Raw genomic sequence first — 24,896 nt, 5'->3', positions numbered from 1 at the left:
TTCTCACTGCCATTTACGGTGATAAGCGCCAAGGGTAGTTTGTGTCCCCTCGGACATGGCGCCCAGGGTCTCCATCCAGGCGGACTGCGGTACGAAATTCTGCGGATCGGCTTTGCAGCGATCGATCGCCTGGCGCCAGACTTTCGCCACCTGGGTCACGTAAGCCGGGCTGCGCTGACGGCCTTCGATTTTCACCGAGGCGATATTGGCGGCCATCAATTCCGGCAACAGTTCCAGGGTGTTGAGGCTGGTGGGCTCCTCCAGCGCGTGATAGCGCTCGCCATCAACCAGGTAGCGGCCTTTGCACAGCGTCGGATAACCGGCATTTTCGCCATCCTGATAACGGTCAATCAGCACTTCATTGAGACGCGATTCCAGCCCCTGCGGCGTTTGCTGCCAGCGTACGAAGCGGGCAGGCGAACAGGCGCCGACGGTGTTGGGCGATTCGCCGGTCAGGTAGGAAGAGAGATAGCAGCGGCCTTCCGCCATGATGCACAGGCTGCCGAAGGCGAAGACTTCCAGCGGCACCGGCGTGGCGCGGGCCAACTGTTTCACCTGATGAATAGACAACACGCGCGGCAGTACGACGCGCGCGACGTCGAAGTTGCGATGATAGAAGCGAATGGCCTCTTCATTGGTGGCGGAAGCCTGCACCGAAACGTGACGCTCAATGTGTGGGTAACGCTCCGCAGCGTACTCCAGCATGGCGATATCGGCCAGAATGAGCGCATCGGCGCCCAGTTGAGCGGCCATATCCACTGCTCGCTGCCAGCGGGCGTAGCCGTCGGGATGAGCGAAGGTATTGATGGCGATATGCAGCTTACGACGGTGCTGATGCACAAAGCTGACGGCTTCCTGCAGTTTCTTTTCGGTGAAATTAAGGCCGGCAAAGTGGCGGGCGTTGGTGTCATCTTTCAGCCCGATATAGACGGCATCGGCGCCGTTTTCGATGGCCGCCTTAAGCGCCGGAAGGTTACCGGCTGGGCAGAGCAGCTCCATAATTTTTCCTGAAAAATGCGGCCCGTCAGGGACGCTGAATGGTTAACGAGCAGGGATTTTAGTTAACCTTCTGGTGACAATTTTTGATTTGAGGCAGTTAAAAGTGTATTGGCGGCGCCAATAACTGGCGGCCGTCATCGCGTTTTTGTTGATTTACGCCGCTATGTTGTTTATGTGATATGGCACAATAGCGGAACTATTGCATTCATGGAGTAAAGCTTGTGTTGGATAAACTGCGTTCCCGGCTGGTCCACTTTGGCCCGTCTTTAATGAGCGTGCCGGTTAAGCTGGCGCCTTTTGCCCTCAAGCGCCAGGTGCTGGAGCAAGTGCTGAGCTGGCAGTTTCGCCAGGCGCTGGCGGAGGGGGAGCTGGAGTTTCTTGAGGGGCGTTGGTTAAGTATTCATGTGCGTGACATCGGTCTGCTGTGGTATACCTCGGTAGTCGATGGTCGACTGGTGGTCAGCCAGCAGGCCGACGCCGACGTCAGCTTCAGCGCCGACGCCAGCGATCTGTTAATGATCGCCGCGCGCAAGCAGGATCCGGATACGCTATTCTTCCAGCGTCGTCTGGTCATTGAAGGCGATACGGAGCTGGGGCTGTATGTAAAAAATTTGATGGACGCCATTGAGCTCGAGCAGATGCCAAAAGCGCTGCGCGTGATGTTGCTGCAACTGGCGGATTTTGTCGAAGCTGGACTGAAGAGCCCGCAGAAACCTGAACAGACATCGGTAGGTGAGGCATGCTGATTCGAGTGGAGATTGGGATTGATGCACCGGGAATCGACGCGCTGCTGCGTCGTACCTTCGGCCGCGATGCCGAAGCGCAGCTGGTGCACGATCTGCGTGAAGATGGACTGATCACGCTGGGGGTAGTGGCGACGGATGATGAAGGCCAGGTGATCGGCTACGTTGCCTTCAGCCCGGTGGCGGTGGAAGGTGAGGAGCTGCAGTGGGTCGGCCTGGCGCCGCTGGCGGTAGATGAACGCTACCGCGGACAGGGCATTGGCCGGCAGCTGGTTTATGAAGGGCTGGACTCGCTGAATGAGTTTGGCTACGCCGCGGTGGTGACGCTGGGCGACCCGGATTTATACCGTCGCTTCGGCTTTGAACCGGCCGCGCGCTTCGATCTCCGCTGCCGCTGGCCGGACAGCGCCGAGGCGTTCCAGGTTCACCGTCTGGCGGATGACGCCCTCGACGGCGTCCATGGCCAGGTAGAATACAGCGAGCACTTTAATCGTCTTTAAGCCTTGCCAGCAGGGTTTCGAAGGCATCCTCTCCGGCAACGAGGCGCTCTTTTTCGCGCTTCGTTAGCTGCTTGACGCGATATTCCAGTCGCAATGCAAGTGAGTGTTCACCAACTTCGTGGCTAAAGGCCAGCTGCAGGTCGCCTTTGCCGCGCAACGCCTTTGCGCCTTTTCCCGCCTGATGCTGGCGAAAGCGGCGTGGCACGTCGGTGGTGATGCCGGTATAAAGGCGATTATCCGCGGTTCGAATGAGATACAGAAACCAGCACACGGTCACAAAGTCACTATGGTAAGGTGTGTGCACCATAGCATAATGGAGAAGAAAGATGGATACGCTTGCCGCCATTGGTCGCTGGCTGAGTAAACAGCACGTCGTCACCTGGTGCGTCTCCCGTGAAGACGAGCTGTGGTGCGCGAATGCCTTTTACGTCTATGACCCGGATACCGTGGCCTTTTATCTGCTCAGCGAGGAGCACACCCGCCATGGCCAGATGACCGGACAGAGGGCGAAGGTGGCCGGCACGGTTAACGGCCAGCCAAAAACCGTGGCCCTGATCCGCGGCGTGCAGTTCAAAGGCGAGATCCGTCGTCTGAGCGGTGACGAAGAGGCGCGAATGCGCCAGCGCTACGTCAAGCGCTTCCCGGTGGCCCGCATGCTGTCGGCGCCGGTATGGGAGATTCGTCCGGACGAAATCAAATTTACCGACAACACGCTGGGTTTCGGGAAAAAATTACACTGGCGGCGTGATGCCGGCGCCGAGCAGGCGTAGCGCTTCGCGATTGAAGGCCGGCAGATCGTCCGGCGTTCTGCTGGTGACCAGCTGTTCGTTATCGACCACCACCTCCTGGTCGTAAAACTCGCCCCCGGCGTTTTTCACATCCACCACAATCGGTTTCACCGCCGTGAGCTTACGTCCGCGGATCACATCGGCGCTGATCAGCAGCTGCGGACCGTGGCAGATGGCAAACACCGGCTTACCGCCGTTGACAAAATCGCGGGTAAAGGTGACGAAGCGTTCATCACCACGCAGCTGGTCGGGAGAGTAGCCCCCGGGCAGCAATAAGGCATCAAATTCACCCGGTGTGACGTCATCGATGGCTCTGTCGATGGCGACCTCGGCTTCTCCCTGCTTACCCTTCACCGTTTTGCCAGCCTGCTTTTCGATCGTGATGACCTGATGCCCGGCGAGCTTAAAGGCTTCGGCGGGAGAGGTAAATTCAGAATCTTCAAAGTCGTCGGTAATGAGGACGGCTATCTTTTTACTCATGCTTCCTCCACTGTCTGGATGGTCAATGAGGTAATTCCATGATGATGGTGGATACTTACCTTGTAAGGTATTAAGCCTGGAACATGAGCCTGAAAGTGCAAGGCGGAGAATTCTGTAAAGGAGAACCAATGAGTCAGGTATTATTAACCGGCGCGACCGGGTTAGTTGGCGGTCACTTACTCCGGCTGCTGCAGAATGAGCCCCGTATAAGCACCATCGCCGCGCCGACGCGTCGCCCGCTGGCGCCAGCGGAAGGTGTCTTTAATCCTCACGATCCCCAGCTGACCGATGCCCTGGCGCAGGTGGTTGACCCGGTGGATATCGTCTTCTGTTGCCTGGGAACGACGCGCCGGGAGGCCGGGAGCAAAGAGGCCTTCGTCCATGCTGACTACACGCTGGTGGTTGATACCGCGCTGACCGGCAAACGACTGGGTGCGCAACATATGCTGGTGGTTAGCGCGATGGGCGCCAACGCCCACTCGCCGTTTTTCTACAATCGGGTGAAGGGAGAAATGGAGGCGGCGCTGATTGAGCAAGACTGGCCGCGGCTGACCATCGCCAGGCCGTCGATGCTGTCAGGCGAGCGGGAAAAAAAGCGGGCCAATGAGACCTTCCTCGCACCATTGTTCCGGCTCTTGCCGGGGAACTGGAAATCCATTGCGGCCCGCGATGTGGCGATCGCCCTGCTGGCGGAGGCGCTGTCGCCCACCCACGAAGGGGTGCGAATTCTGACATCATCGGAACTACGGGAGCGCGCCGCGCGGCAGGCTGAATAGCGGTTTGCAAACGCAGGCTTCCGGCGTAGTATTCACGGCTTCAATTCATATCCACATTTCTTGCTGGGGAATGCTATGGCTGGTCAGTCTTCATCTCAGGCGGCGTCACCATTTCAATGGTGGAAACCCGCGCTTTTCTTTCTCGTCGTGATTGTTGGTCTGTGGTACGTCAAATGGCAGCCGTACTACGGGAAAGCCTTCACCGCTGCGGAAACCCACAGTATCGGTAAATCTATTCTCGCCCAGGCCGACGCTAACCCGCTGATGGCGGCGTGGGACTATGCGATGGTTTACTTCCTTGCCGTCTGGAAAGCGGCGGTGCTCGGCGTGCTGCTCGGGTCATTGATTCAGGTTCTCATTCCGCGCGACTGGCTGCTACGCACCCTTGGACAATCGCGGTTTCAGGGCACGCTGCTGGGAGCGATTTTCTCGCTGCCCGGCATGATGTGCACCTGCTGCGCCGCGCCGGTCACGGCCGGGATGCGCAAACAGCAGGTGTCGATGGGGGGGGCGCTGGCGTTCTGGATGGGGAACCCGCTGCTCAATCCGGCGACGCTGGTGTTTATGGGTTTTGTTCTGGGCTGGCAGTTTGCGCTGGTTCGCCTGGTGGCGGGTCTGGCGACAGTATTAACTGTGGCGACGCTGGTGCAGAAATGGGTGAAAGAGGCGGCGACGCAGCCGGTAGCGGTGCCAGATGTACAGGCGGAGGCGAGCCAGGGCGGCTTCTTTAGTCGCTGGCTGCGGGCGCTGTGGACGCTGTTCTGGAACACGATCCCGGTTTATATCCTCGCGGTGCTGGTGCTGGGAGCGGCGCGCGTCTGGCTGTTCCCGCACGCCGATGGCGTGGTGGATAATACGTTGTTCTGGGTTATCGCGATGGCGATCGCCGGCTGCCTGTTTGTGATCCCTACCGCGGCGGAAATTCCGATTGTGCAGACAATGATGCTGGCGGGTATGGGGACGGCGCCCGCGCTGGCGCTGCTCATCACACTGCCGGCAGTGAGCGTGCCGTCGCTGATTATGCTGCGTAAAGCCTTCCCAGCCAAAGCGCTGTGGCTGACGGGCGGACTGGTGGCGCTGTGCGGGGCGATTGTCGGTGCGCTGGCGCTGGTGTAGTTTGCCGTAAACGTACGCATAGCCGGATTGGATGCCGGGTGGCGGCTACGCCTTACCCGGCACACAACGTACAGGGGGCGGTAGCCCGGCTAAGCGCAGCGCCAGCCGGGAAACTGCAGCTTTATTTAATGTAGGTAAAGGCGGTGGTCACCCGGGATACGCCGCTTACCCGGCTGGCAATATCCGCCGCCGCCCGGCCTTCGCGGTCGGTCACCAGCCCCATCAGGAAGACTTCGCTGTTTTCCGTGGTTACTTTCACGTTCGAGGATTTGACCTGATCGGTGCTCAGGAGCTGCGAACGCACCTTGGTGGTAATCCAGGTATCAGACGAGGCGGTGCCTAAACCAATCGGCTGGCCCTGGCGCACTTCATTAAACACTTCCGTGGTCCCTTCCACGCCCATGGCGATTTGCTTGGCGCGCGCGGAGAGGTCCGGCGTCGGCGACTGGCCGGTCAGCAGGACTTTGCCCTGATAAGCGGTGACGTTGATACGGGCCTGTTTCTTAATCTGTTCATCTTTCGACAAGGCGCTATTGACGCGCAGTTCCAGGGTACTGTCATCGACCTGGGTTCCCACCGTACGCGGGTCCGTTGCGGCTTTGGTGCCGACTGCTGCCGTTCCGACTACCGCGGCGGCAACGCAGCCCTGCAGCAGTAGTGCAGAAAGCAGGATGGCGAGGGGCGAGAGAGCCTTCATGTGTTCTCCTTAATCGTCCTGGTGTGGAAAAAGAGTGTTATCTATCAAATCGCACAGACAGTTGACGGTCAGCATGTGCATCTCCTGGATACGCGCGCTGCGATGGGAGGGGATGCGGATTTCGACATCCTGTTGACCTAACAGGCCCGCCAGCTCACCGCCGTCATAGCCGGTTAACGCGACGATGGTCATGTCGCGGGTCACGGCGGCTTCCACCGCCTTGACGATGTCCCGACTGTTTCCGCGCGTAGAGATCGCCAGCAGCACATCGCCGGCGTGTCCCAGGGCGCGCACCTGCTTGGCGTAGATCTCGTCATGCAAGCGATCGTTAGCGATGGCGGTTAAGACCACATTATCGGTATTTAGTGCAATGGCAGGTAAACCAGGGCGTTCCGTTTCAAAGCGATTAATCATGCTGGCAGCAAAATGCTGTGCGTTGGCGGCGGAGGTGCCATTACCACAACAGAGGATTTTGTTGCCGTTAAGCAGGGACTGGACGAGCGTCATCGCCGCCCGGGAGATGGCGTCCGGGAGTGCTTCCGCTGCGGCAATTTGGGTTTGAATGCTTTCGGTAAAGCAGGCTTTGATTCTGTCGAGCACGGGATCCCTTACTTCTGGTATTACGCTATTCGCCAAAGGCGTTTTTTAGCCATTGGATGTCGTTTCCGGTGAAGGCTACCACATCGAAACGGCAATCCACAGTCTCAAAGCTCCCATTCTGTCGGCAGAGCCACAAACGGGCGGCTTTAAGCAGTCGTTGTTGTTTTTGCGGAGTGACGCTGGCTGCCGCATCACCGTACCGGGCGCTACGGCGGTAGCGCACTTCGATAAAAACGGTGACCGTGCCGTCGCGCATGATAAGGTCAATTTCGCCGCCACGCTCGCGGGCATTGGCGGCGATAAAACGCAGGCCCTGGCCTTCCAGCCAGCGGCGAGCCTGGTTTTCCCAGGCATCACCGGTCTGTTTGCTTAGCTGGCCGGAACGATTTTTCCCTGCTGGTACTTGAGCCATGACAGTTTCCTGTTAATCACGCAATCCTGGTTGGCCGTCAGATCGCCGGTATTGCCGTTCAGCTCGAAGCCAGGCGTCTGGCTCATTTGCGTGAAGTGATTTGCCAGTGACCAGGCGTCAGCGCCCATGGCATACAGGCGCGCCAGCGAGTAGTCATTACGCACCGCGGACAGCGCTTGCTGCATTAGCGACGGATTGCTGCCGGCCAGCATTGGGATCTCACTATACTGCAAGCCTTCCATCTCCAGACGGAAATCCGGCCCCGCGGTGCCCTGGGCGCTGCGCGAGCTGGCGTACAGGGTGACATTGCTCTGGCTGCCGTTGCGCATGGCGATCATCGGTTTGATATAGGCAATCTGTTCCGGGGTGGCGAGGATATAGGCCGCATCGACGCTGCCGCCGCTGCTTACCGGCATCTCATCCGCACTGCCGAGGATGCTATTCTGCGCTGATGGCAGGGTGGAGACCGGGGTGCCGCTCAGCGCAATGCCCCCGCCGCCGTTCACACCGGCGCGCAGCTCGGCCGTGGATCCAAAACGCTGCTGCAGGACGCTGGCGCCGCCCAGCTTCAGCCACTCGTCGGCAAAAGCGCTAACCACACGATCGCCCAGCGCGCCGCGCGGAACCAGCAGCAGCGGGGTCTGTTTCCCCTGTTGGTGGATATGTCGGGCGGCGTCACGCGCTTCGTCTTCCGGAGAAAGCGCGAAATAGCAGAGGTTAGCGCGGCTTTCGACTTTTTCCGGCTGGTTGAGGGCCAGCACATTGAGCGGCGTGTTGCTCTTGATAACCTCTTCAACGTTTTCTTTCAGCAACGGCCCAACCACCAGGGTGGCGCCATCCTGCTGCGCCTGGGCGAGCAGCTGGCTTATCGGCTGGCTGGTGGTGTCGTAAATTTTCAGTTCCGCAGAAGGGTTGGCGGCGGTTGCGACCACGGGCTGCGGCTGTGCGGCCGGCGCGGTAACCGGCTGGGTGGCCGGGGAAGCGGTAGTCTGCGGCGTGGCGGATGTTGCCGGCGCCTGGGCTGCCGGTTCCGCAGCAGGCGCTGCCTGGTCCTGCGTCGGGGCCTGAACCGGATCAGCGCGGCTTCCGGCGGCGGTAAGATCGCTGATTTCTGCCTGCGACGGACTCACCACATCATCATTACCGGACACATTCGCCGCCTGGGCGACCTGGGCGACCTGGGCGGGAACCGCGCTGCCCGTCACCGACGGCGCGCCGTTTTTGGCGGCTTCAAAGCCCTGCTGGATAGTGCGGCCGAAGATCGACGCCTGACCGTTTAGCGGCAGAAAAAGCGCAATCTTGTTGATGGACGCGGGCTTATAGTTTTGCATATTCACAAGCGCCGTCGGCAGCATTTTAGCGCCCGGGTTTTGCGGATAGCGCGTCTGCCAGTCTTTAACGCCCGCTTTCAGTAGCGTCGGATCGTTGCGGTTGTCAAACCACATCCGCTGCAGATCCAGCCAGCCCTGGAGGATATTTTCATCGGCGTTGATCACCAGCGCATTGGCCTGGTCCTGGGGCATCGAGGTGAGCGCTTGCCAGGTCGCATCAATATTTTTCTGACGCTGTTTGGCGTCACTCAGCAGCGGCTGCTGGGCGATTAAGGCGCGCAGCAGGGTCAGCGATGGTTTACCCTGGCTGGCATCGATTTGCGCCTGCCAGTAGCGCGCCTGCTGAGGCTGCTCAAGGTTTGTCGGATCGATCTTAGCCAGCAGATTACGGGCGGCCTGATAATCGTTCTGCGCCAGCTTCACTTCCACCGCCAGCAGCGACTGTTCACGGGCCTGAGTGCTGTTCAGGTTCGCCGGCAGCTGGTTAAACAGGTCGATAGCCTGCTGCTTCTTCCCTTCCTGCAGTAGTGCACGAATGGCGAGTAATTGCCAGTTGGTCTTGCTATCATTCGTGCTTTGCTGCATCTGCTGTAAGTAGAAACTGGAGTTGGCCTGCGACGTACCCTGCATAAACGCCGCGCTTTGATCCTGCGTGTGGGTGCCGCAGCCAGCAAAAATAAGAGTCGCCAGCAATATGGGCAGGCAGCGCGCGGGCTTAGAACGAAGAAATGTTGACGGTACCATAAGTGTCCAGTGATATTTTTTTGGCTCAATGCTCAATATTAAATCGGCAATACGGACGAGACAATGAAACAACACGAATCAGCGGATAATTCTCAGGGGCAGCTCTATATTGTGCCCACTCCGATAGGAAATCTGTCTGATATCACGCAGCGTGCACTGGAAGTGCTGCAAGCTGTTGATTTAATTGCAGCGGAAGATACCCGTCATACCGGTTTGCTGCTGCAACATTTTGCGATAAACGCCCGTTTGTTTGCGCTTCACGACCATAATGAGCAGCAAAAGGCGGAAACCCTGCTTGCCAAACTGAAAGAAGGGCAAAACATCGCGCTGGTTTCCGATGCCGGCACGCCGCTGATTAACGATCCTGGTTACCATCTGGTGCGCACCTGTCGCGAAGCGAATATTCGCGTGGTGCCGCTGCCGGGCCCCTGTGCGGCTATCGCCGCCCTGAGCGCCGCCGGCCTGCCTTCCGACCGTTTCTGTTATGAAGGCTTCCTGCCGGCGAAATCGAAAGGCCGCCGCGATACCCTGAAAGCGCTGGAAGAAGAGCCGCGCACCCTTATCTTCTATGAGTCGACCCACCGTCTGGTGGAGAGTCTGGAGGATATCTGCGCGGTACTGGGAGAATCCCGCTATGTGGTGCTGGCTCGTGAGCTGACCAAAACCTGGGAGTCGATCCATGGCGCGCCGATTGGTGAGCTGGTGGCGTGGGTGAAGGAAGATGAAAACCGTCGTAAAGGCGAGATGGTGCTGATCGTCGAAGGTTTCAAGGCTCAGGAAGAGGCGCTGCCGGCGGCCGCGCTGCGTACTCTGGCGCTGCTGCAGGCGGAGCTGCCGCTGAAGAAAGCCGCCGCGCTGGCCGCGGAAATCCACGGCGTGAAGAAAAATGCGTTGTATAAGTACGCCCTGGAGCAGCAGGGGGAGTAAACGATGAGTCGTTACCAACCGCCGTTTAGCATCACACCCTCGGTCCTCAACCTTGTCGTTGAGATTGGGGAATTGCTTGGGCATTGGTCGGCGAAACGTGGAGAAGCATCGCCGTTGCTGCGTAAAGAAAACCGCATTCGTACTATTCAGGCGTCACTCGCGATTGAACATAATAGCCTGAGCATGGAACAGGTAACGGCGCTGCTGGAAGGCAAACGGGTTCTGGCGCCGGCTAAGGATATTCAGGAAGTGAGAAATGCCATTCGTGCTTATGAATTAATGCCCGGATGGCATGCGGCAAACATTAGCGATCTTCTGACGGCGCATAAAACGCTGATGACCGGGCTGGTTGATCGTCCAGGCGCTTTACGTGGCGGAAACGTCGGCATTTATCGCGGTACGCAGGTGATACATATGGCTCCGCCTGCTGCCCAGGTCCCAAGATTGATCGCTGATTTACTCAGTTGGCTGGAACACACCGAGCTACATCCTTTAATTGCCAGTTCAGTTTTTCACTACGAGTTTGAGTTCATTCACCCTTTCGCTGATGGCAATGGTCGGATGGGGCGTTTATGGCAGACGTTGATTCTAAGCCAGTGGCGTCAGGAATTGGCCTGGCTGCCGGTTGAAACGCTGATCCACCATCAGCAAGAACGTTATTACGACATTTTAGGTGCTTGTGATAAAACCAGTGATTGCACGCTATTCGTGACCTGGATGTTGCAAAATATCCTGGCGGCGCTGAAAGAAGGTCTGGAAACTTCATTCATCGTGTCGGAAGAAATGTCGGAAGAAATGTCGGAAGAAATCGACGTCAAATTAGCCCCACCGGAAAACGCAATTTTGCGTTTGCTAACCGAAAAGCCGGAATTAACGGCGAGAGCGCTGGCGGAGATCTTGGGGATATCAGCACGTACGGTTGAGCGTCATCTGCAAGGGCTACAGGCGAAAGGGAGATTGATTCGCATAGGCGCCAAAAAAGGTGGAAGCTGGCTGGTTAAGTAGAACCAGCCGCCATGATGTTCCACTCAGCGTGCAATTACACTATCTTCAGTTCCACCTTTTTGCTGCTTAACGCTGCACGGTCATTTTCACTAATGCCGTCGTCGGTGATCACGCAGTCTATCTTTTCCATCGGCAGTACCTGGTTAAAGCCCCGGCGATTGAATTTGCTGGCGTCGAGCACGGCGATCACCTGATGCGCGGCGGCGGCCATCACGCTGCTGATGGAGTAGCCTTCGTTAAAGGTGGTGATGCCATTGGTGGCGTCGATACCGTCGGCGCCGACAAACATCAAATCGGCGCAAATACCTTGCAGCGAACGTTCGGCAATCGTGCCGTGCATCGAATGCGTTTTGTGCCGCACGGTACCGCCGCACACCACCAGGGTGATATCTTTATTTTCTGCCAGAGTAAACGCGGCGGGCAGGCTGTTGGTGATGACGGTGATATTGGTCATCCGTACTAATGCTTCGGCGATAAGAAGAGTGGTGCTACCGCTATCGAGGATCACCGTCATACCTTCACGGATCATCGCTGCCGCGGCATGGGCGATGCGCTTTTTGGGATCGCTGGCAAGCTGATAGCGGTCTTCAAGCACCACTTCCTGATTCTCGGCGTCGGTCAGGTCGCTACCCGCACGGGCGGCGCCGCCGTGAAAACGGGTTAACAGTCCTTTTTCTTCCAGTAAGCGGAGATCGGCGCGGATCGTTACCTCAGAGATGCCAAAGAGATTCGAAAGGTCTAGAACCAATACGCTACCCTGCGTATTCACCATATCGACAATTTTGTTCCTTCGTTCAAATGAGTTCATCTTGATTTGCCTGATAATTAACTCATCTCAGTGTAATCGAAGGGTAACGAAAGGTGAACGATAATTTTCGAAAGGTTGGATGAGCCAGCGCTGATGGCTGGCTCGGGCGGTCAAGAGAGTTTGAGCAGGATTTTGCCTTGCATTGGCGCGCCGTTGAGCGCCTGCACTGCACGAGCGAAGCTTTCTGCGTCGCCACGATGGGCGATCAGCGGCGCCAGCTGCAGGCGTTTTTCAGTCAGCAGACGGGTGGCCGTTTGCCACTCTTCTCCCGGCCACGGGCCAGAGTAGTTCATCCAGCTACCCACAATATTCAACTCCTTACGCAGAATCTGCCCGAAGGTGGCTGCCAGGAGGGTTAAATCGTGATGAAGCGTGCCAACCAACGCCAGCTGCGCCCGCGGACCGGCGGCCTCAATCGCCAGCGCGACGGTCTGCGGCGTACCGGCGGTCTCGAGGACTAACTGGTCGAACTGAATGGATTCCAGCGCCTGCTGAATCGCCTGGCCGCTCATCTCGCGACTGTTGAACACATGGGTTGCGCCGAGGGTTTTGGCCAGCTCCAGCTTCTGCGGATTGATATCGATCGCCGTGACGCTGTTGGCGCCCAGTTCGCGGGCGCACTGTAGCGCCAGCAGGCCGATGGTGCCGGCGCCGATAATAATCACGTTTTTACCTTCACAGCCCTGCGCCAGATGAAAAGCGTGCAGGCCAACGGTTATCGGTTCGATAAACGCGCCATCATCAATTGGCATCTGGTCCGGCAGGCGGAACAGGTTGGCGCGCTTTACCACCACATATTCGGCGTTGCCGCCTTCGCTGCGTGAGCCGACGAACTGATACTGTTTACATAAAGAGAAATACTCGCGCTGGCATTGCGGGCACTGGAAGCAAGGCAGCAGCGGCACGCAGGCGACGGCATCGCCGGGCTGCAGGTCGGTTACCGCCGCGCCGTAGGATTCCACATAACCGCTGAATTCGTGCCCCAGCGTAATAGGGTAGTAATGCGCCCCTTTGGCGAAAATGCGCGGGATATCGGAGCCGCATAACCCGGAACTGACCACTTTGACCAGGACATCGTTTTCCGTTTGCAGCGTGGGGATAGGGCGTTCTTCAACGCAGACGTTCCCCTCAGCATGGATTACCACTGATTTCATAACATTCTCCAGCTATAAGATTCAGGGGAGCGAACGCTCCCCTTTTAGATCAAGACATGCCTGTACTTTGTTGCGGGGCAGCGCTTTTTTCTGCTTTTTCCGCGGCGATGAAGCCGCGAGCGCGACGCCAGGTCAGTAGAACGCCGGCCAGATAGATGATGCCGATGACCGCGAAGCCAACCACATTTTGCCAGGTAAAGAGCTGGATCAGCAGCCAGGTAATCGGCGAACCACCCTGGTCCATTGAGGCCACCATGCCGCCGGCTTTCAGGGCCCCGGCGTTTGCCGCCAGCTGGGTGTGCAGGCCAATGGTCTGGGTGGCGATCCACAGGGTGATTCCCATAATGATGACCCCGGAAATCAACGTGCGGAACAGATTGCCCTGATGTACAGCCACTGCCATCGCTACGAAGAAGCCGATGGTGGCCAGGTCACCAAATGGCAGAACCTGGTTGCCAGGGACCACGACGGCGATAAGAATGGTCAGCGGGATGAAAATCAGGCTGGCCGAGACTACCGAGGTATGACCGAGCAGCAGCGCCGGATCGAGACCAATCAGGAATTCCTGGCCGCCGAATTTAGCCTGCAGACGTTTACGCGCCTGTTTGGCTATCGGGGTGAGGCCATCCATAATCGGTTTGATCACCCGGGGCATCAGCAGCATCACCGCTGCGGTTTTCACCGCCAGCTGAAGAATGCCCTTCAGGTCGTAACCCGCCAGCGCGCCAATCACCAGCCCCATGACGAAGCCAACGGTAACCGGTTCACCGAAGGGGCCGAAGCGTTTCTGAATGTCATCGGCGCTAAAGTGAATACGGTTAAGACCGGGGATCTTGTCGATGATGGTATCCACGAGGACGGCAACCGGCCCTAAATACGCCGAACTGCCGTGCGGGATCGCAATACCCTCGAGGCCGAAGAAATCGCGGGTATCTTTGGCAAACCAATCGCCCAGCTTATACACAAAAGCAGCATGCACCACCACGCCGAGAATACCTATCCAGTACGACCCGGTCGCGATATGCAGCATTGCGCCGGTAAAGGTCATATGCCAGATGTTCCAGATATCAACATTCACCACGCGGGTCATACGGGTAACCAGCATCACGATATTGACCGCGATGGCCACCGGGATCGCCACCAGGGCGATTTGCGACGCCCAGGTCATCGGTGATGAACCCGGCCAACCAATGTCTATCACGTGAAGATTAATCTGGAAATGCTCCGCCATCGCCTTTGCCGCCGGGCCGATGGAGTCGAGCATCAGGCCAATGACCAGCCCGATGCCGACAAACCCGATCCCGATATGTAGACCTGATTTAAAACAATCCCCGAGCTTCATCCCCAGTAATTTGGAGAAGATAATGATCACGATCGGCAGCATCACCGTCGGACCGAGATCGAGGATATAACGCATGATTTCGCTAAACATGGCATTTACTCCGCGAGGATGCCGAGGATTTTCTGTTGTAAGGCTTCAATGCCGACGCCCGAGACGAATGGCATGCCGTGCACCACCGGAATGTCGCCGAAGGTCCGCTCCACGCGCGCGGTGGTGCAGATCAGGTCCGCCCCGTCCATGTAGGTTTCGATTTCATTGACCCGGCACTGCACCAAATCCAGTTCAATATTGTGGTCTGCACACAGCTCTTTAATCTCTTCTGCCGCCATCGTGGAGGTGGCGACGGCACCGCCGCAGGCGACGATAACTTTACGTTTCATAGGGTACCCCTTTTATTATCAGTATCTTATGAAGCCACGGCGCTAAGCTCGGGCTCAAGGATTAATTGCTGGAACCGCACCGGCAGCCGATCGTCGGAAGCGGCGAGCAGTGCCTCCAGCGTGTGCGGATTTTGTAGCTCACTAAATAACCGGCGCAGCAGCTTCAGCTGTGCCGCCGGGTTTTCAACAATCAGCGCGATGATGAGCGAAACGTCGATTTCGCCGTCGTCGTCAGCGCGCTGAAAAGAGACCGGCATGTCCGGACGTATCAGGTAAATGGCCGGTGATTTCGCGTGGATCGCTTCGCAGTGCGGGATAGCGACAGCATGCTTCTCCAGGGCGATGCCGGTGGGAAAAGTCGCTTCGCGTTCGAGCAGGGCGGCGGGATAGCTGTCATGTACGACGCCTCGCGCCAGCATCTCTGCGCCAATGTGTTCCAGTGCCTGCTGACTGGAACTGAAATGAATGCCGGTACGAACAAACAGTTGACTCATATATCCTCTTAACTTCACGCGGTTTCAGAAGAACAGCCGTAGCGATAGGCACGCAGGACATCCTGGATTTTGTCGAGGATCAGCGCGTGCGGCTCGGCGTTCAGTTCATTCAGCGACAGTCGTTCAAACTGCACCGGCATATACTGGCTGATAAGCCCCAGCGGTAGCTTAGCGTCGGTCAGATTAGCGATAAGTTTCTCAACGCTTTGGCGAATACGCGGATGCGGCCAGTAATAACGGATACGGTCGGAAAGGCTGAAGTGGATATCGACCATCGCCTGGCTCCAGGTGGGGCGATAGTATTTTTTCCAGTAGCCGGGTTCGTTAAGCATCACTTCGTCGATCACCTCCATCACGCGACTGCGAGACTCCGGGGCGATCAGCTCATTTTCCATTTGGGCGAGGGCAAAGATGGCTTCACGCAGGGCAAAGGTGAGCGCCGGGCCGACTTTCAGAATGGCGAAGTGGTCGCGGACCAGCGCACGATAAGCCTGGCGGGTTTGGTAGTCGGTAGAGTGCGCTTCGTAGACCATCGGGGTGCTTTCGATCCAGGCGGAGAGCGCTTTCGCTTCCTGCGGCTGGTAATGAATGATTTGCGTATGGTCGAACTCCACGCCGGGCTGCACGACGATGGCGATAACTCGCTCCAGCGCGGCGTCGAGCCCCAGCTTACGGAAGGCGGCTTCATGGGTTTCGAGCGTCGCGGCGGCATCCTGCGCCCGGGTGACATGTACGCTGCCGATGGTGCTGGCCTCGCCGCCGGGAACCGGAACTTCGGTCCCGATGACGTAGGTCAGGTGGCGCTTTTGCTCATCGCTGGCGGTCTCCTCGGCAGCCTGACACAGGCGAGCGGCGCGCTCAGCAACCACACCAGGATCCAGCGGCACCGGATCGTCAGCACAGGACATTGATGCATCGAGATGGATTTTACTAAAGCCGGCGGCGACGTAGGCTTTGATCAGGTCGATTGATTTTTCCATCGCCACGGCGGCCGGTTCGTCTTGCCAGCAGTTCGGTCCAAGATGGTCGCCGCCAAGAATAATGCGCTCCGCCGGAAAACCGACGGTACGCGCGATGTTGTAGACGAAGTCGCGGAAATCGGCCGGCTGCATGCCGGTGTAGCCACCAAACTGATTCACCTGGTTGGACGTCGCTTCGATCAGCACCTTATTGTTGGTCGACAGGTCGAAACGTAACGCCGCTTCGATAACCAGCGGATGCGCCGAACATACTGAACAGATGCCGATATGTTCGCCTGACTTATGGCGAGTGATAATGTCTTTCATTTACAACCTCCGTTTTCTTTCGAATATATTCGTTATGTTTTGTTTTGGTCGCAAATGGCTTTGTTTTGATTTGTGATCTGCATCGATAAATAGTGTTGTAACGCAGTGAAAGGTATCGTCTTTCGAGACAAAAACGCCCTGACCAGGAAGACAGGGCGTTTTTAATTGATTGAAAATTAACTAAATATTCGGGATAGCCAGCTGCGTTTCGTTTTGACGGCTTCCTGGGAGACCTGCTGCGGCTGGGCGGCAATTTCGCCGAGACCGGCGTTAAAAGCGTCACCAATGGCTTTTAACGCCTGCTGCGCATCGTTGCCGCTGGCCATAAAGTGCAGACGATGACCCTGTTTGGCGCCCAGCGATACGACGCGCATCAGATTCTTGGCATCAACAATGGCGGAGCGCGTATCAAGGTTTTCGACCCGGATTTGCGATCGCCACTGCTTGACGGCTTTCACCAGCACCGCGCTGGGACGGGCATGTAGCCCGTGCGGATTACGCAGGGTAAAGGTGGCCTCTTCGTCAAATTGCGGCGCGGGTTGTGGTTCTTCGCCTGCTGGCAGAGGAATGTCGCCGGCGAGAATTTCCAGCACCGCCTGGGGGGTATCAGCGCGCGTCAGCGCCTCAGGTACTCGATCATCGCCCAGAGCATGGGTGAGCTGGCGCAAAATATCGAGATGCTCATTGTCCTGAGCCGCGATACCGACAATCAGATAGGCGGTTTGCTCCTCACCCCAGTCAACCCCCTGCGGACAAGCCAGCACCTTAACGCCCGTTTTAAGCACTGCGTCGCGACTGTGCGGCGTACCGTGGGGAATGGCAATGCCGTTGCCCAGATAGGTGCTGATTTGCCCCTCGCGCTCGCGCATGCCTTGTAGATAGTCTGCCCGCGTATGTCCGGCATGGGTCAGGGCTGCAACGACACGCTGTAGCGCCTCGTCTTTCGTTTTGACCTGACGATCGAAACAAATATCGGCAGAAGTTAGTTGCATAGCTTGCTCCTTATTTCATGGCGCCAGCAAGAGCTGTCGCTTTGTCAGTGCGTTTTTGCCACAGCCGCCAGCATCCCAGCATAAGTGCCCCGCAGGCGGAACCGGCGAGAATGCACAGCACCCACATCAACGGTTTACTGACCAGCGGCAGGATTAAGAAGCCGCCGTGCGGTGCCGGAACCTGAATATGCAGGCTGTAGCTGAGTACCGCAGAAATTGAGGAGGCGATCATCATCATCGGGATCACCCGCAGCGGATCCTTGGCGGCAAAGGGAATCGCACCTTCGGTAATGTGCGTACAGCCGAGGATATAGTTGACCATCCCGGCGGCGCGTTCCTCCTCGCTAAAGCCTTTCGGAAAGAACGTGGTCGCCAGAGCGATGACCAGCGGCGGCGTGATGCAGGCGGCAGATACACCGGCCATAAAAAAGTAGTTACCTTGACCCAGCAGCAACGTACCGGTGACATAGGCCGCTTTGTTGACCGGCCCGCCGAAGTCGAAGGAGCACATTGCGCCTACCACGATCCCCAGCAGGATCGGGTTGGCTTCCTGTAAAGAGCTGAGCCAGTTCATCATGCCATTGTTGATCGCTGCCACCGGCTGGCCGAGCAGGACCATCATCACGCCGATCACCAGGACGCCTATCAGCGGCATAATAAAGATCGACTTCAGCCCTTCGTACTGGCGCGGCAGACCGTCGAGCAGATGACGGATCAGCAGCATAAAATACCCGGCGGCAAAACCGGCGATGATCCCACCGAGGAATCCGGCGCCGGTGGCGTTCGCCAGCAGACCGCCGACAAAACCGGCAACCATGCCAGGGCGGCCAGATATCGACCAGGCAATGTAGGCGGTAAACACCGGCACCATGATCGAGAACGCCTGCTGACCGACTTTCATCAGCGTGGCGGCAATCACGTTATACTGCGGTGAATTCGGGTCGGCGGAGTAGATGCCCCATAAGAAAGAAACAGCGATTAAGATCCCGCCGGCGACAACGAACGGTAGCATGTTGGAAACGCCGCTCATCAGATGTTTGTAAATCTGTCGGCCGAACGATTCTCGCTCATATTTCTCGTCTGGATCCGTTGCCGCGGAGAATCCCTGACGACGCGGCGCCTGACCGTTAACGACTTTATTAATTAATTCCGCCGGATGGTGAATGGCTTCTTTAACCGGCACCTCAATAACCGGTAAACCATTAAAACGTTCGGCATTAACATCTTTATCGGCAGCAATAATCACGCCATAAATATCCTTCAGGTCTTCCGGCGTAATGGCGTTTTCTACGCCGGAAGCGCCATTGGTTTCGACTTTTATTTCAACGTTTAATTTTTTCGCTGCGGTTTTTAAGGCCTCTTCAGCCATAAATGTATGAGCAATACCTGTAGGGCAGCCGGTCACGGCAATAATCTTTTTCATAATCGGACCTTTATAATTGGACGATCTGAAGTTGTTGTAATAATTCTTGCGTACGGTTTAATTTACCCAGCCCGGCGGAGGCGGCCACATCAGCGCCGGTGGCGCTGGCCAGCGCCAGGGCCTGGGGAATATCGTCTGTGTTAAGCCAATGGCTGAGGAATGCACCCAGCGCGGCATCGCCGGCGCAGGCCGAGCTGACCAGTTCGATTTTCGGTGCCGAGCAGAACCACAGTTGCGCGCCGTTCGAAAAATAGAGCCCTTGCGCGCCAAGGGTCAGCAGAACATTGCGAGCCCCGAGCTGGTGGAGCGTTTGCATTGCTTCGCGTACCCGCCGGGGGCTGCTGACATCCAGACCAAAGATCTCTTTCAGCTCGTCGTCATTGGGTTTAATCAATAGTGGACGCCACTCTAACAGCTGGCGCAGCACCGGGTGGCTGATATCTAAGATGACTTCACACCCTTTCTGCTGGCACAGCACCAGAATCTCGCTATAGAACCGGCTCTCTATTCCCGGTGGCAGACTGCCGCTGATAACTAAATAATCACCGGGCGCGACGCACTGTAAATGGTGAAGAATTTGTTCTTTTCCTTCATCGTCAATCCGCGCGCCGGGATTTACCAGTTTGTATTCATCGCTGCCGTCGTTAATAAATATATTTATACGGGTCGGTTCAGCGACCCATGCCGGTGTGACATTAATATGCTGTTTGCGTAGTTCCTCAACGATATAGCGGCCGGTAAAACCGCCGAATATGCCCATGACATGGGTTGGCTGCTGGTAATGATGTAATACCAGCGAGACGTTAACCCCTTTACCATTCGGGCAATATTCCGTTTGCCGGGTGCGGTTGACTGCCGCCGGCTGGAGCGGATCGCAAAAGATATTCATATCGATCGCGGTATTCAGTGTCAGGGTGTGGATCACAACAAGGCTCCTTCGATCCGCTGATTACAGTTGTCCTTCGCAGCCACAAACGTGAATGACTTTGCGAACGACCTCTTTCATTGCCGCTTTCGCCGGTTTCATATAGTGACGAGGATCGTTGGCGCCCGGATTTTCCAGGAAGTAGGCTTTCAGCGCATCCGAGAAAGCGATTTTTAGTTCGGTGGCGACGTTGACTTTGCATACGCCCAGAGAAATGGCGCGACGAATATCACTATCCGGCAGGCCGGAAGCACCATGCAGAACCAGCGGAACGTCAACGCAGTCGCGAATAGCCGCCAGGCGCTCAAAATCAAGCTTCGGTTCGGCGGTGTAAAGGCCGTGCGCGGTACCGATGGCGACGGCCAGCGAATCAATACCGGTACGAGCGACAAATTCGCGGGCCTGTTCGGGGTTGGTATAGAGCGCATCTTTAGCATCGACCACCAGATCGTCTTCAACTCCGCCCAGACGGCCTAGCTCGGCTTCAACGCTGGCATCATAGCGGTGGCTCAACTCCACCACGCTTTTTACCAGTGCCACATTCTCCTCGAACGGTGAGTGAGAGCCATCGATCATGACCGAGCGGATCCCTGCCTGCACTTTGCGCGTGATATCAGCCAGATCCTCGTGATGATCGAGGTGCAGGGCGAGCGGGAGATCCCACTTTTTTGCCAGATCGCGGGCGATCGCCACTACGTTGCCGGTGCCGGCATAGCTGTAGGTACCGGGGGTGCCGGCAAGGATCAAGGGGGAGCGCAACTCAGCCGCCGTTTCAACAACGACCTGCATGGTTTCGAGGTTATGGATATTGAAAGCCGGCACGGCATAACTCTGTCGCTGAGCTTTTAATAGCATGTTTTTACTGGAAATGATGTACATTTTAGTCCTCTGTTTTCATCTTGTAAGTTATTTCTGTTTAATAACCTTCAGTTTGAAAGTAATGTAACGATCGTCTCGCCTTTAGGTGTGATCCACCGCACACAATGATGAATTGCTTTTTAAAATGAAAGTTAATAGTATTTCTAAGGTTTCTTTTTTAAAGTTTAAGTTGGTAAGGTGCCAATTTGTAACTACATGATTAATATCGATTTGCTGATTGATGGCGGGATAGGGCTACAGCCGCGGTTTGACATTGCAAGAGGGAAATTTAAAAATGAAAGTTATTCCAGGAGAAAATAATAAGGCATAAACCGTGGCAAAACCGTCAACCAGCTTGCTGAAAAGGCGCTTGGACATCGCAGAGATCGTTCGTAAGAACGGCGAGATCAAAGTCGACGATCTGGCAGAAATGCTGGCTGTTTCCGGGGTGACAATCCGTAACGATCTCAACTACCTCGAGCAGCAGGGCTACTTGAAACGCTCTTTTGGCGGGGCGATTTATACCGCCCAGGCTGGCGCGCCGGTTGCGATGACCCGAGAAGCGCCTGCCGTCAGAGATAAAGCGCTGGAGACGGAAATGGCTCGCCAGGTGGCGGCGCAGATAGAAAATGGCGAAACGCTGTTTCTAGGCCAGGGTTCCATTTTGCGTAAAGTGATCCCCTTTCTGGCCAACAGAGAAGAGCTTTGCCTGCTATTAAATGATCTGGGCCACGTCGCGCTGGCGCAGGAGTTTTTAAATGGGGAAACCGTTCTGCTTGGCGGGGTGTTGTCCGGTCAGGGGCGGATTGTGGAGGGCGAACTGGCGCTGAAGGCGTTGGGTCATTACCGCCCTTCACGTGCGCTGATAGCGGTGGATCACATTGCTGAAGACGGCACGCTAAGCGTGCGTAACGAGGTTACGGCACATTTGTTAAGCGAAGCGGTGGCCCAGAGTAAACGAGTCATTGCGATTGTCGCTTCCCGGCCGGTATATGGCGAGAAACGTTATGCTGTGGGTGAATTACAGCAGATCAGCAGCGTCGTGACCCCTCAGGTCGTCGCGGCAGAGTACCATGCCTGCTTCCTCGCCGCGGGTTTGACCAACAGCTATACCAACAATGAATGCCTGACATGGCTCAACACGGCTTTGCATAAGACAAACCAGGAGCGGTGATGAACGTAACCATTTGCACCATCGGCGAGCTGCTGGTGGAGTTTCTCGCCAAGGAAGAGAATCAGGGGTTTTCCCGTCCCGGTGAATTTTGGGGGCCCTATCCCAGCGGGGCGCCGGCAATATTTGCCGATCAGGTGGCAAAGCTGGGTTTCGGCTCCGTGTTGTTTAGCTGTGTGGGCAACGACGCATTTGGCGAGATGAATATTGCGCGGCTGGAGAAAGACGGCGTCAACGTCAACGGCATCGCTATGCTGCAGAAAGCGACTACCGGTAGCGCCTTCGTCAGCTATCGTAGCCAGGCGCAGCGCGATTTTATTTTTAATATGCCTAACAGCGCCTGCGGTCTGCTGACTGCCGACCACATTGACGAAGCGTTGCTAAATCAGTGTCAGCATTTTCATATTATGGGGTCATCGCTATTCTCGTTCCGTATTATCGATGCGATGCGTAAAGCGATTGAAAACATTAAAGGCCGCAGCGGCACAGTATCGTTCGACCCAAATATTCGCAAAGAGATGCTGAACATCCCGGAGATGTCGCAGGCCTTTGAATATATTCTCGACTACACCGATATCTTCCTGCCGAGCGATGGCGAGCTGGATTACTTTGGTCTCAATCCGGAACGCAATGAGCAGGTCCTGGTTGATAAGCTACTGAAACGCGGCGTGAAGCATGTGGTGATTAAACGCGGGCCGCGTGGCGCAAGCTACTTTAGCGCCAACGAGACGCACCATGTCGCCGGCTTCAGCGTGCCGGTGGTGGATCCGACTGGTGCCGGGGATTGCTTTGGCGCCACCTTTGTTAGTCTGTTCCTCAATGGCGCCACGCCCCGGGAGGCGCTGAGATGGGCAAACGCCAGCGGCTCGCTGGCGATTAGCCAACGCGGCCCCATGGAAGGCACCTCGACGCAGGCGGAGATCAGCGCTTTTCTTGCCGCCCAGCATCCCTAACCAACAAGCCCGGATAGATCCGGGCTAAAAGTGGTTAAATCCTTACGCTCTCGATCAGGTTACCGGCGCCGGGTTAAATACCGCCAGCTGGTTGTGCAGGCCCCATTGATCGGAGAAGGTTTTTTTGCGTCCGCTGGCGACGTCGAGAATAAATTCGAACAGCTTCCGCCCGACATCCTCAATCGTCTCTTCGCCAGTGGCGATGGTCCCGGCGTTAATGTCCATTAAGTCATACCAGCGGTTGGCCAGCTCGGTACGGGTCGCCATTTTTATCACCGGTACCGCCATCAGTCCGTACGGCGTACCGCGACCGGTGGTGAATACCTGCACCGTGATGCCAGAGGCTACCTGCTGGGTGCCGCAGACAAAATCGCTGGCGGGGGTTGCGGCGTAAATGAGGCCGCGTTTGGTCGGACGCTGCCCCGGAGAGAGCACCTCAACGATGGCGCTTTTCCCTGATTTGGCAATCGACCCCAGCGCTTTTTCCACCACGTTGGCCAGACCGCCTTTCTTGTTGCCGGGGGAGGGGTTAGCGCTGCGGTCGGTTTTGCCCATATCAAGATAGTTATCGTACCAGGCCATCTCTTCCAGCAGACGTTTACCGACCTCTTCGTTAATCGCCCGCGGGGTCAACAGATGAATGGCGTCGCGTACTTCGGTCACTTCCGAGAACATCACCGTCGCCCCGCAGCGCACCAGCAGGTCGGACGCGTAACCTACCGCCGGGTTGGCGGTCACGCCTGAAAAGGCGTCGCTGCCGCCGCACTGCATCCCGACCACCAGCTCAGAGGCCGGGCAGGTTTCCCGCTGGCGCTGGTTCAGTTTCGCCAGGTGGCGCTCGGCGACCTGCAGAATGTCATCGACCATCGATTTAAAACCAACATGCTTTTCATCCTGCAGGCTGACGATGCTGGCGCTGTCCACCGGGATACTTTTGACGTCTTCCGTGCCCTGCAGCAGGCGTTCCGGCTGCAGCTTCTCACAGCCGAGGCCAATGACCATCACCTCGCCGCCGAAGTTTGGGTTGAGGGCGATATTATGAATGGTGCGAATCGGCACTACCGCCGCCGGCGCATTAATTGCCACGCCGCAGCCGTAGAGATGATTCAGGCCCACCACGCCATCGACGTTGGGATAGTTTGGCAGCAGGTCGCGTTCAATGATTTTCACCACGTAATCGACCACGCCAGCGACGCAGTGCACGCTGGTGGTAATACCCAGCAGATTCTTGGTACCCACGCTGCCGTCAGCATTGCGGTAGCCTTCGAAGGTGTAACCTTCCAGCGGCGGTAGCGGTTCAGGCACTTTAGTGGCCAGCGGCAGGGTATTCAGCGGCGGGGCGGTGGGCAGCTCCACCAGCGACTCGTCAATCCAGCTTCCCTGCGGGATATCGCGTACGGCATAGCCAATGACTTCGCCGTAGCGGATGATTTCACCATGGGCGGGGATATCCACCAGGGCAACTTTGTGACCCTGCGGGATATGCTCGACGAGCGTCAGGCCGTCCGGGAAACGCGTTCCGGCGGTTAAGCCGCGATCGTTGACAATAATCGCCACATTATCTGTCGGGTCAACTTTAATATAAAACGCGGTCGGCGATTGTTGTCGAATTGCAATGTCAGCCATTGTCCAGTCATCTCCAAACAGGTGCTAATAATAAAATAAAACGCTAATTCATTTGCTACGTATCAGTATGATGGAATAAAGGATGTCAGCTGAGTTGATTTTAAAATGTGATCGGCATCACTCCTTTTTATGACGCTAACCTCTGCAGGGCAGGCAATCGTAAGAAGTGTGGATTAGCGCCCATGACTTATGGCATAAGCACAATTATGGATTTAAATAATAACTTTATATTGTGGGTATGCATAGTGTCTGGCGGGGGCGTGCTGATTATACTGAGTCATGTTTTTGAGGTGATCGATATGCGAATAGACAATTTCAATATCGTCTTTTAAATAAATCAGAAACCACTTAAAACAATTATAAAAG

At 56.6% G+C, this 24,896-nt stretch carries 29 protein-coding genes; 11 read left to right on the top strand and 18 right to left on the bottom strand.

Annotation, left to right across the window (positions count from 1 at the left end; genetic code table 11):
• Positions 1–3: 3 nt before the first annotated feature.
• Positions 4–999, bottom strand: a complete 996-nt coding sequence (locus KPHS_47030; RefSeq protein ID YP_005229003.1) for a peptidase, U32 family — start codon at positions 997–999, stop codon at positions 4–6.
• 221 nt (positions 1,000–1,220) lie between these two features.
• Between KPHS_47030 and KPHS_47020 the strand changes: the two genes are divergently transcribed.
• Together KPHS_47020 and KPHS_47010 are read left to right on the top strand one after the other, a co-directional pair.
• Positions 1,221–1,745: an SCP2 domain-containing protein gene (locus KPHS_47020; RefSeq protein ID YP_005229002.1), complete on the top strand. Its 525-nt coding sequence runs from the start codon at positions 1,221–1,223 to the stop codon at positions 1,743–1,745.
• A 5-nt stretch (positions 1,746–1,750) separates the two neighbouring features.
• Positions 1,751–2,242, top strand: coding sequence for an N-acetyltransferase (locus KPHS_47010; protein ID YP_005229001.1), 492 nt, complete (start codon positions 1,751–1,753; stop codon positions 2,240–2,242).
• On the opposite strand, the gene KPHS_47000 is transcribed toward KPHS_47010, so the two are convergent.
• A complete protein-coding gene (locus tag KPHS_47000; RefSeq protein YP_005229000.1) occupies positions 2,229–2,519 on the bottom strand; it encodes a GIY-YIG nuclease family protein in 291 nt (96 codons plus the stop codon). The two genes, KPHS_47010 and KPHS_47000, sit on opposite strands and share 14 nt — an antisense overlap.
• A 49-nt stretch (positions 2,520–2,568) precedes the next feature.
• Between KPHS_47000 and KPHS_46990 the strand changes: the two genes are divergently transcribed.
• On the top strand, positions 2,569–3,012 hold the full coding sequence (locus tag KPHS_46990) for a YhbP family protein (RefSeq protein YP_005228999.1): 444 nt from the start codon (positions 2,569–2,571) through the stop codon (positions 3,010–3,012).
• On the opposite strand, the gene KPHS_46980 is transcribed toward KPHS_46990, so the two are convergent.
• On the bottom strand, positions 2,974–3,510 hold the full coding sequence (locus KPHS_46980; RefSeq protein YP_005228998.1) for a putative intracellular proteinase: 537 nt from the start codon (positions 3,508–3,510) through the stop codon (positions 2,974–2,976). The two genes, KPHS_46990 and KPHS_46980, sit on opposite strands and share 39 nt — an antisense overlap.
• 128 nt (positions 3,511–3,638) lie before the next feature.
• On the opposite strand from KPHS_46980, the gene KPHS_46970 reads away from it, so the two are divergent.
• Together KPHS_46970 and KPHS_46960 are read left to right on the top strand one after the other, a co-directional pair.
• On the top strand, positions 3,639–4,286 hold the full coding sequence (locus KPHS_46970) for a putative NADH dehydrogenase (RefSeq protein YP_005228997.1): 648 nt from the start codon (positions 3,639–3,641) through the stop codon (positions 4,284–4,286).
• A 75-nt stretch (positions 4,287–4,361) separates the two neighbouring features.
• Entirely contained in the window at positions 4,362–5,402 is a 1,041-nt protein-coding gene (locus KPHS_46960; RefSeq protein ID YP_005228996.1) for a permease, read from the top strand.
• A 121-nt stretch (positions 5,403–5,523) separates the two neighbouring features.
• On the opposite strand, the gene KPHS_46950 is transcribed toward KPHS_46960, so the two are convergent.
• From KPHS_46950 to KPHS_46920, 4 genes are read right to left on the bottom strand one after another with little or no spacing between them, the layout of a single operon-like run.
• Positions 5,524–6,099: a divisome-associated lipoprotein YraP gene (locus KPHS_46950; RefSeq protein ID YP_005228995.1), complete on the bottom strand. Its 576-nt coding sequence runs from the start codon at positions 6,097–6,099 to the stop codon at positions 5,524–5,526.
• Positions 6,100–6,108: 9 nt separating this feature from the next.
• Positions 6,109–6,699 (bottom strand): putative phosphoheptose isomerase, encoded by a 591-nt coding sequence (locus KPHS_46940; RefSeq protein YP_005228994.1) that lies wholly within the window; start codon positions 6,697–6,699, stop codon positions 6,109–6,111.
• 25 nt (positions 6,700–6,724) lie between these two features.
• Entirely contained in the window at positions 6,725–7,111 is a 387-nt protein-coding gene (locus KPHS_46930) for a YraN family protein (RefSeq protein ID YP_005228993.1), read from the bottom strand.
• The gene (locus KPHS_46920) at positions 7,069–9,186 is read right to left on the bottom strand and encodes a penicillin-binding protein activator (RefSeq protein YP_005228992.1); all 2,118 of its coding nucleotides are present in this window, start codon (positions 9,184–9,186) and stop codon (positions 7,069–7,071) included. The genes KPHS_46930 and KPHS_46920 overlap by 43 nt, the downstream gene beginning before the upstream one ends.
• 63 nt (positions 9,187–9,249) lie before the next feature.
• Here KPHS_46920 and KPHS_46910 point away from each other — a divergent pair, with 63 nt between their 5' ends.
• Both KPHS_46910 and KPHS_46900 read left to right on the top strand, forming a co-directional pair.
• Complete coding sequence (locus KPHS_46910) at positions 9,250–10,113, top strand: methyltransferase domain-containing protein (protein YP_005228991.1); 864 nt, start codon at positions 9,250–9,252, stop codon at positions 10,111–10,113.
• Positions 10,114–10,227: 114 nt separating this feature from the next.
• A complete protein-coding gene (locus KPHS_46900) occupies positions 10,228–11,118 on the top strand; it encodes a Fic family protein (protein YP_005228990.1) in 891 nt (296 codons plus the stop codon).
• A 34-nt stretch (positions 11,119–11,152) separates the two neighbouring features.
• On the opposite strand, the gene KPHS_46890 is transcribed toward KPHS_46900, so the two are convergent.
• The 10 genes from KPHS_46890 to KPHS_46800 all read right to left on the bottom strand — a co-directional run bounded on the left by KPHS_46890 (position 11,153) and on the right by KPHS_46800 (position 20,801).
• On the bottom strand, positions 11,153–11,926 hold the full coding sequence (locus tag KPHS_46890) for a putative DEOR-type transcriptional regulator (protein YP_005228989.1): 774 nt from the start codon (positions 11,924–11,926) through the stop codon (positions 11,153–11,155).
• A 110-nt stretch (positions 11,927–12,036) separates the two neighbouring features.
• Positions 12,037–13,080, bottom strand: coding sequence for a galactitol-1-phosphate dehydrogenase (locus KPHS_46880; RefSeq protein YP_005228988.1), 1,044 nt, complete (start codon positions 13,078–13,080; stop codon positions 12,037–12,039).
• Between the two features lie 49 nt (positions 13,081–13,129).
• Positions 13,130–14,512 (bottom strand): PTS system galactitol-specific transporter subunit IIC, encoded by a 1,383-nt coding sequence (locus KPHS_46870; RefSeq protein ID YP_005228987.1) that lies wholly within the window; start codon positions 14,510–14,512, stop codon positions 13,130–13,132.
• A gap of 5 nt (positions 14,513–14,517) precedes the next feature.
• Positions 14,518–14,802 carry a galactitol-specific PTS system component IIB gene (locus KPHS_46860; protein ID YP_005228986.1) on the bottom strand — a complete coding sequence of 95 codons (285 nt, stop codon included), beginning with the start codon at positions 14,800–14,802 and terminating at the stop codon, positions 14,518–14,520.
• A 26-nt stretch (positions 14,803–14,828) separates the two neighbouring features.
• Positions 14,829–15,296 (bottom strand): galactitol-specific PTS system component IIA, encoded by a 468-nt coding sequence (locus KPHS_46850; RefSeq protein YP_005228985.1) that lies wholly within the window; start codon positions 15,294–15,296, stop codon positions 14,829–14,831.
• A 14-nt stretch (positions 15,297–15,310) separates the two neighbouring features.
• Complete coding sequence (locus KPHS_46840; protein ID YP_005228984.1) at positions 15,311–16,582, bottom strand: putative tagatose 6-phosphate kinase 1; 1,272 nt, start codon at positions 16,580–16,582, stop codon at positions 15,311–15,313.
• Positions 16,583–16,758: 176 nt separating this feature from the next.
• Entirely contained in the window at positions 16,759–17,574 is an 816-nt protein-coding gene (locus KPHS_46830; RefSeq protein YP_005228983.1) for a PTS family enzyme IIA/FPr, read from the bottom strand.
• A gap of 10 nt (positions 17,575–17,584) precedes the next feature.
• On the bottom strand, positions 17,585–18,997 hold the full coding sequence (locus KPHS_46820; RefSeq protein YP_005228982.1) for a PTS family enzyme IIB'BC, fructose-specific: 1,413 nt from the start codon (positions 18,995–18,997) through the stop codon (positions 17,585–17,587).
• 10 nt (positions 18,998–19,007) lie between these two features.
• Positions 19,008–19,922: a 6-phosphofructokinase gene (locus KPHS_46810; RefSeq protein ID YP_005228981.1), complete on the bottom strand. Its 915-nt coding sequence runs from the start codon at positions 19,920–19,922 to the stop codon at positions 19,008–19,010.
• Positions 19,923–19,946: 24 nt separating this feature from the next.
• Positions 19,947–20,801: a tagatose-bisphosphate aldolase gene (locus tag KPHS_46800; RefSeq protein ID YP_005228980.1), complete on the bottom strand. Its 855-nt coding sequence runs from the start codon at positions 20,799–20,801 to the stop codon at positions 19,947–19,949.
• A gap of 177 nt (positions 20,802–20,978) precedes the next feature.
• Between KPHS_46800 and KPHS_46790 the strand changes: the two genes are divergently transcribed.
• Genes KPHS_46790 through KPHS_46770 form a run of 3 tightly spaced genes read left to right on the top strand, consistent with a single transcriptional unit; the run spans position 20,979 to position 22,904 of the window.
• Positions 20,979–21,101: a hypothetical protein gene (locus KPHS_46790; RefSeq protein YP_005228979.1), complete on the top strand. Its 123-nt coding sequence runs from the start codon at positions 20,979–20,981 to the stop codon at positions 21,099–21,101.
• 49 nt (positions 21,102–21,150) lie between these two features.
• On the top strand, positions 21,151–21,954 hold the full coding sequence (locus KPHS_46780; protein ID YP_005228978.1) for a putative DEOR-type transcriptional regulator: 804 nt from the start codon (positions 21,151–21,153) through the stop codon (positions 21,952–21,954).
• Entirely contained in the window at positions 21,954–22,904 is a 951-nt protein-coding gene (locus KPHS_46770; protein ID YP_005228977.1) for a putative kinase, read from the top strand. Before KPHS_46780 ends, KPHS_46770 begins: the two co-directional genes overlap by 1 nt.
• Positions 22,905–22,958: 54 nt before the next feature.
• Here KPHS_46770 and KPHS_46760 read toward each other — a convergent pair whose 3' ends face one another.
• The gene (locus KPHS_46760) at positions 22,959–24,530 is read right to left on the bottom strand and encodes a (D)-galactarate dehydrogenase (protein ID YP_005228976.1); all 1,572 of its coding nucleotides are present in this window, start codon (positions 24,528–24,530) and stop codon (positions 22,959–22,961) included.
• Between the two features lie 206 nt (positions 24,531–24,736).
• Here KPHS_46760 and KPHS_46750 point away from each other — a divergent pair, with 206 nt between their 5' ends.
• On the top strand, positions 24,737–24,862 hold the full coding sequence (locus KPHS_46750) for a hypothetical protein (protein ID YP_005228975.1): 126 nt from the start codon (positions 24,737–24,739) through the stop codon (positions 24,860–24,862).
• Positions 24,863–24,896: the final 34 nt, after the last annotated feature.

Source organism: Klebsiella pneumoniae subsp. pneumoniae HS11286 (assembly GCF_000240185.1).
Lineage (GTDB): Bacteria > Pseudomonadota > Gammaproteobacteria > Enterobacterales > Enterobacteriaceae > Klebsiella > Klebsiella pneumoniae.
This window is presented reverse-complemented; position numbering and strand designations above follow the sequence as displayed.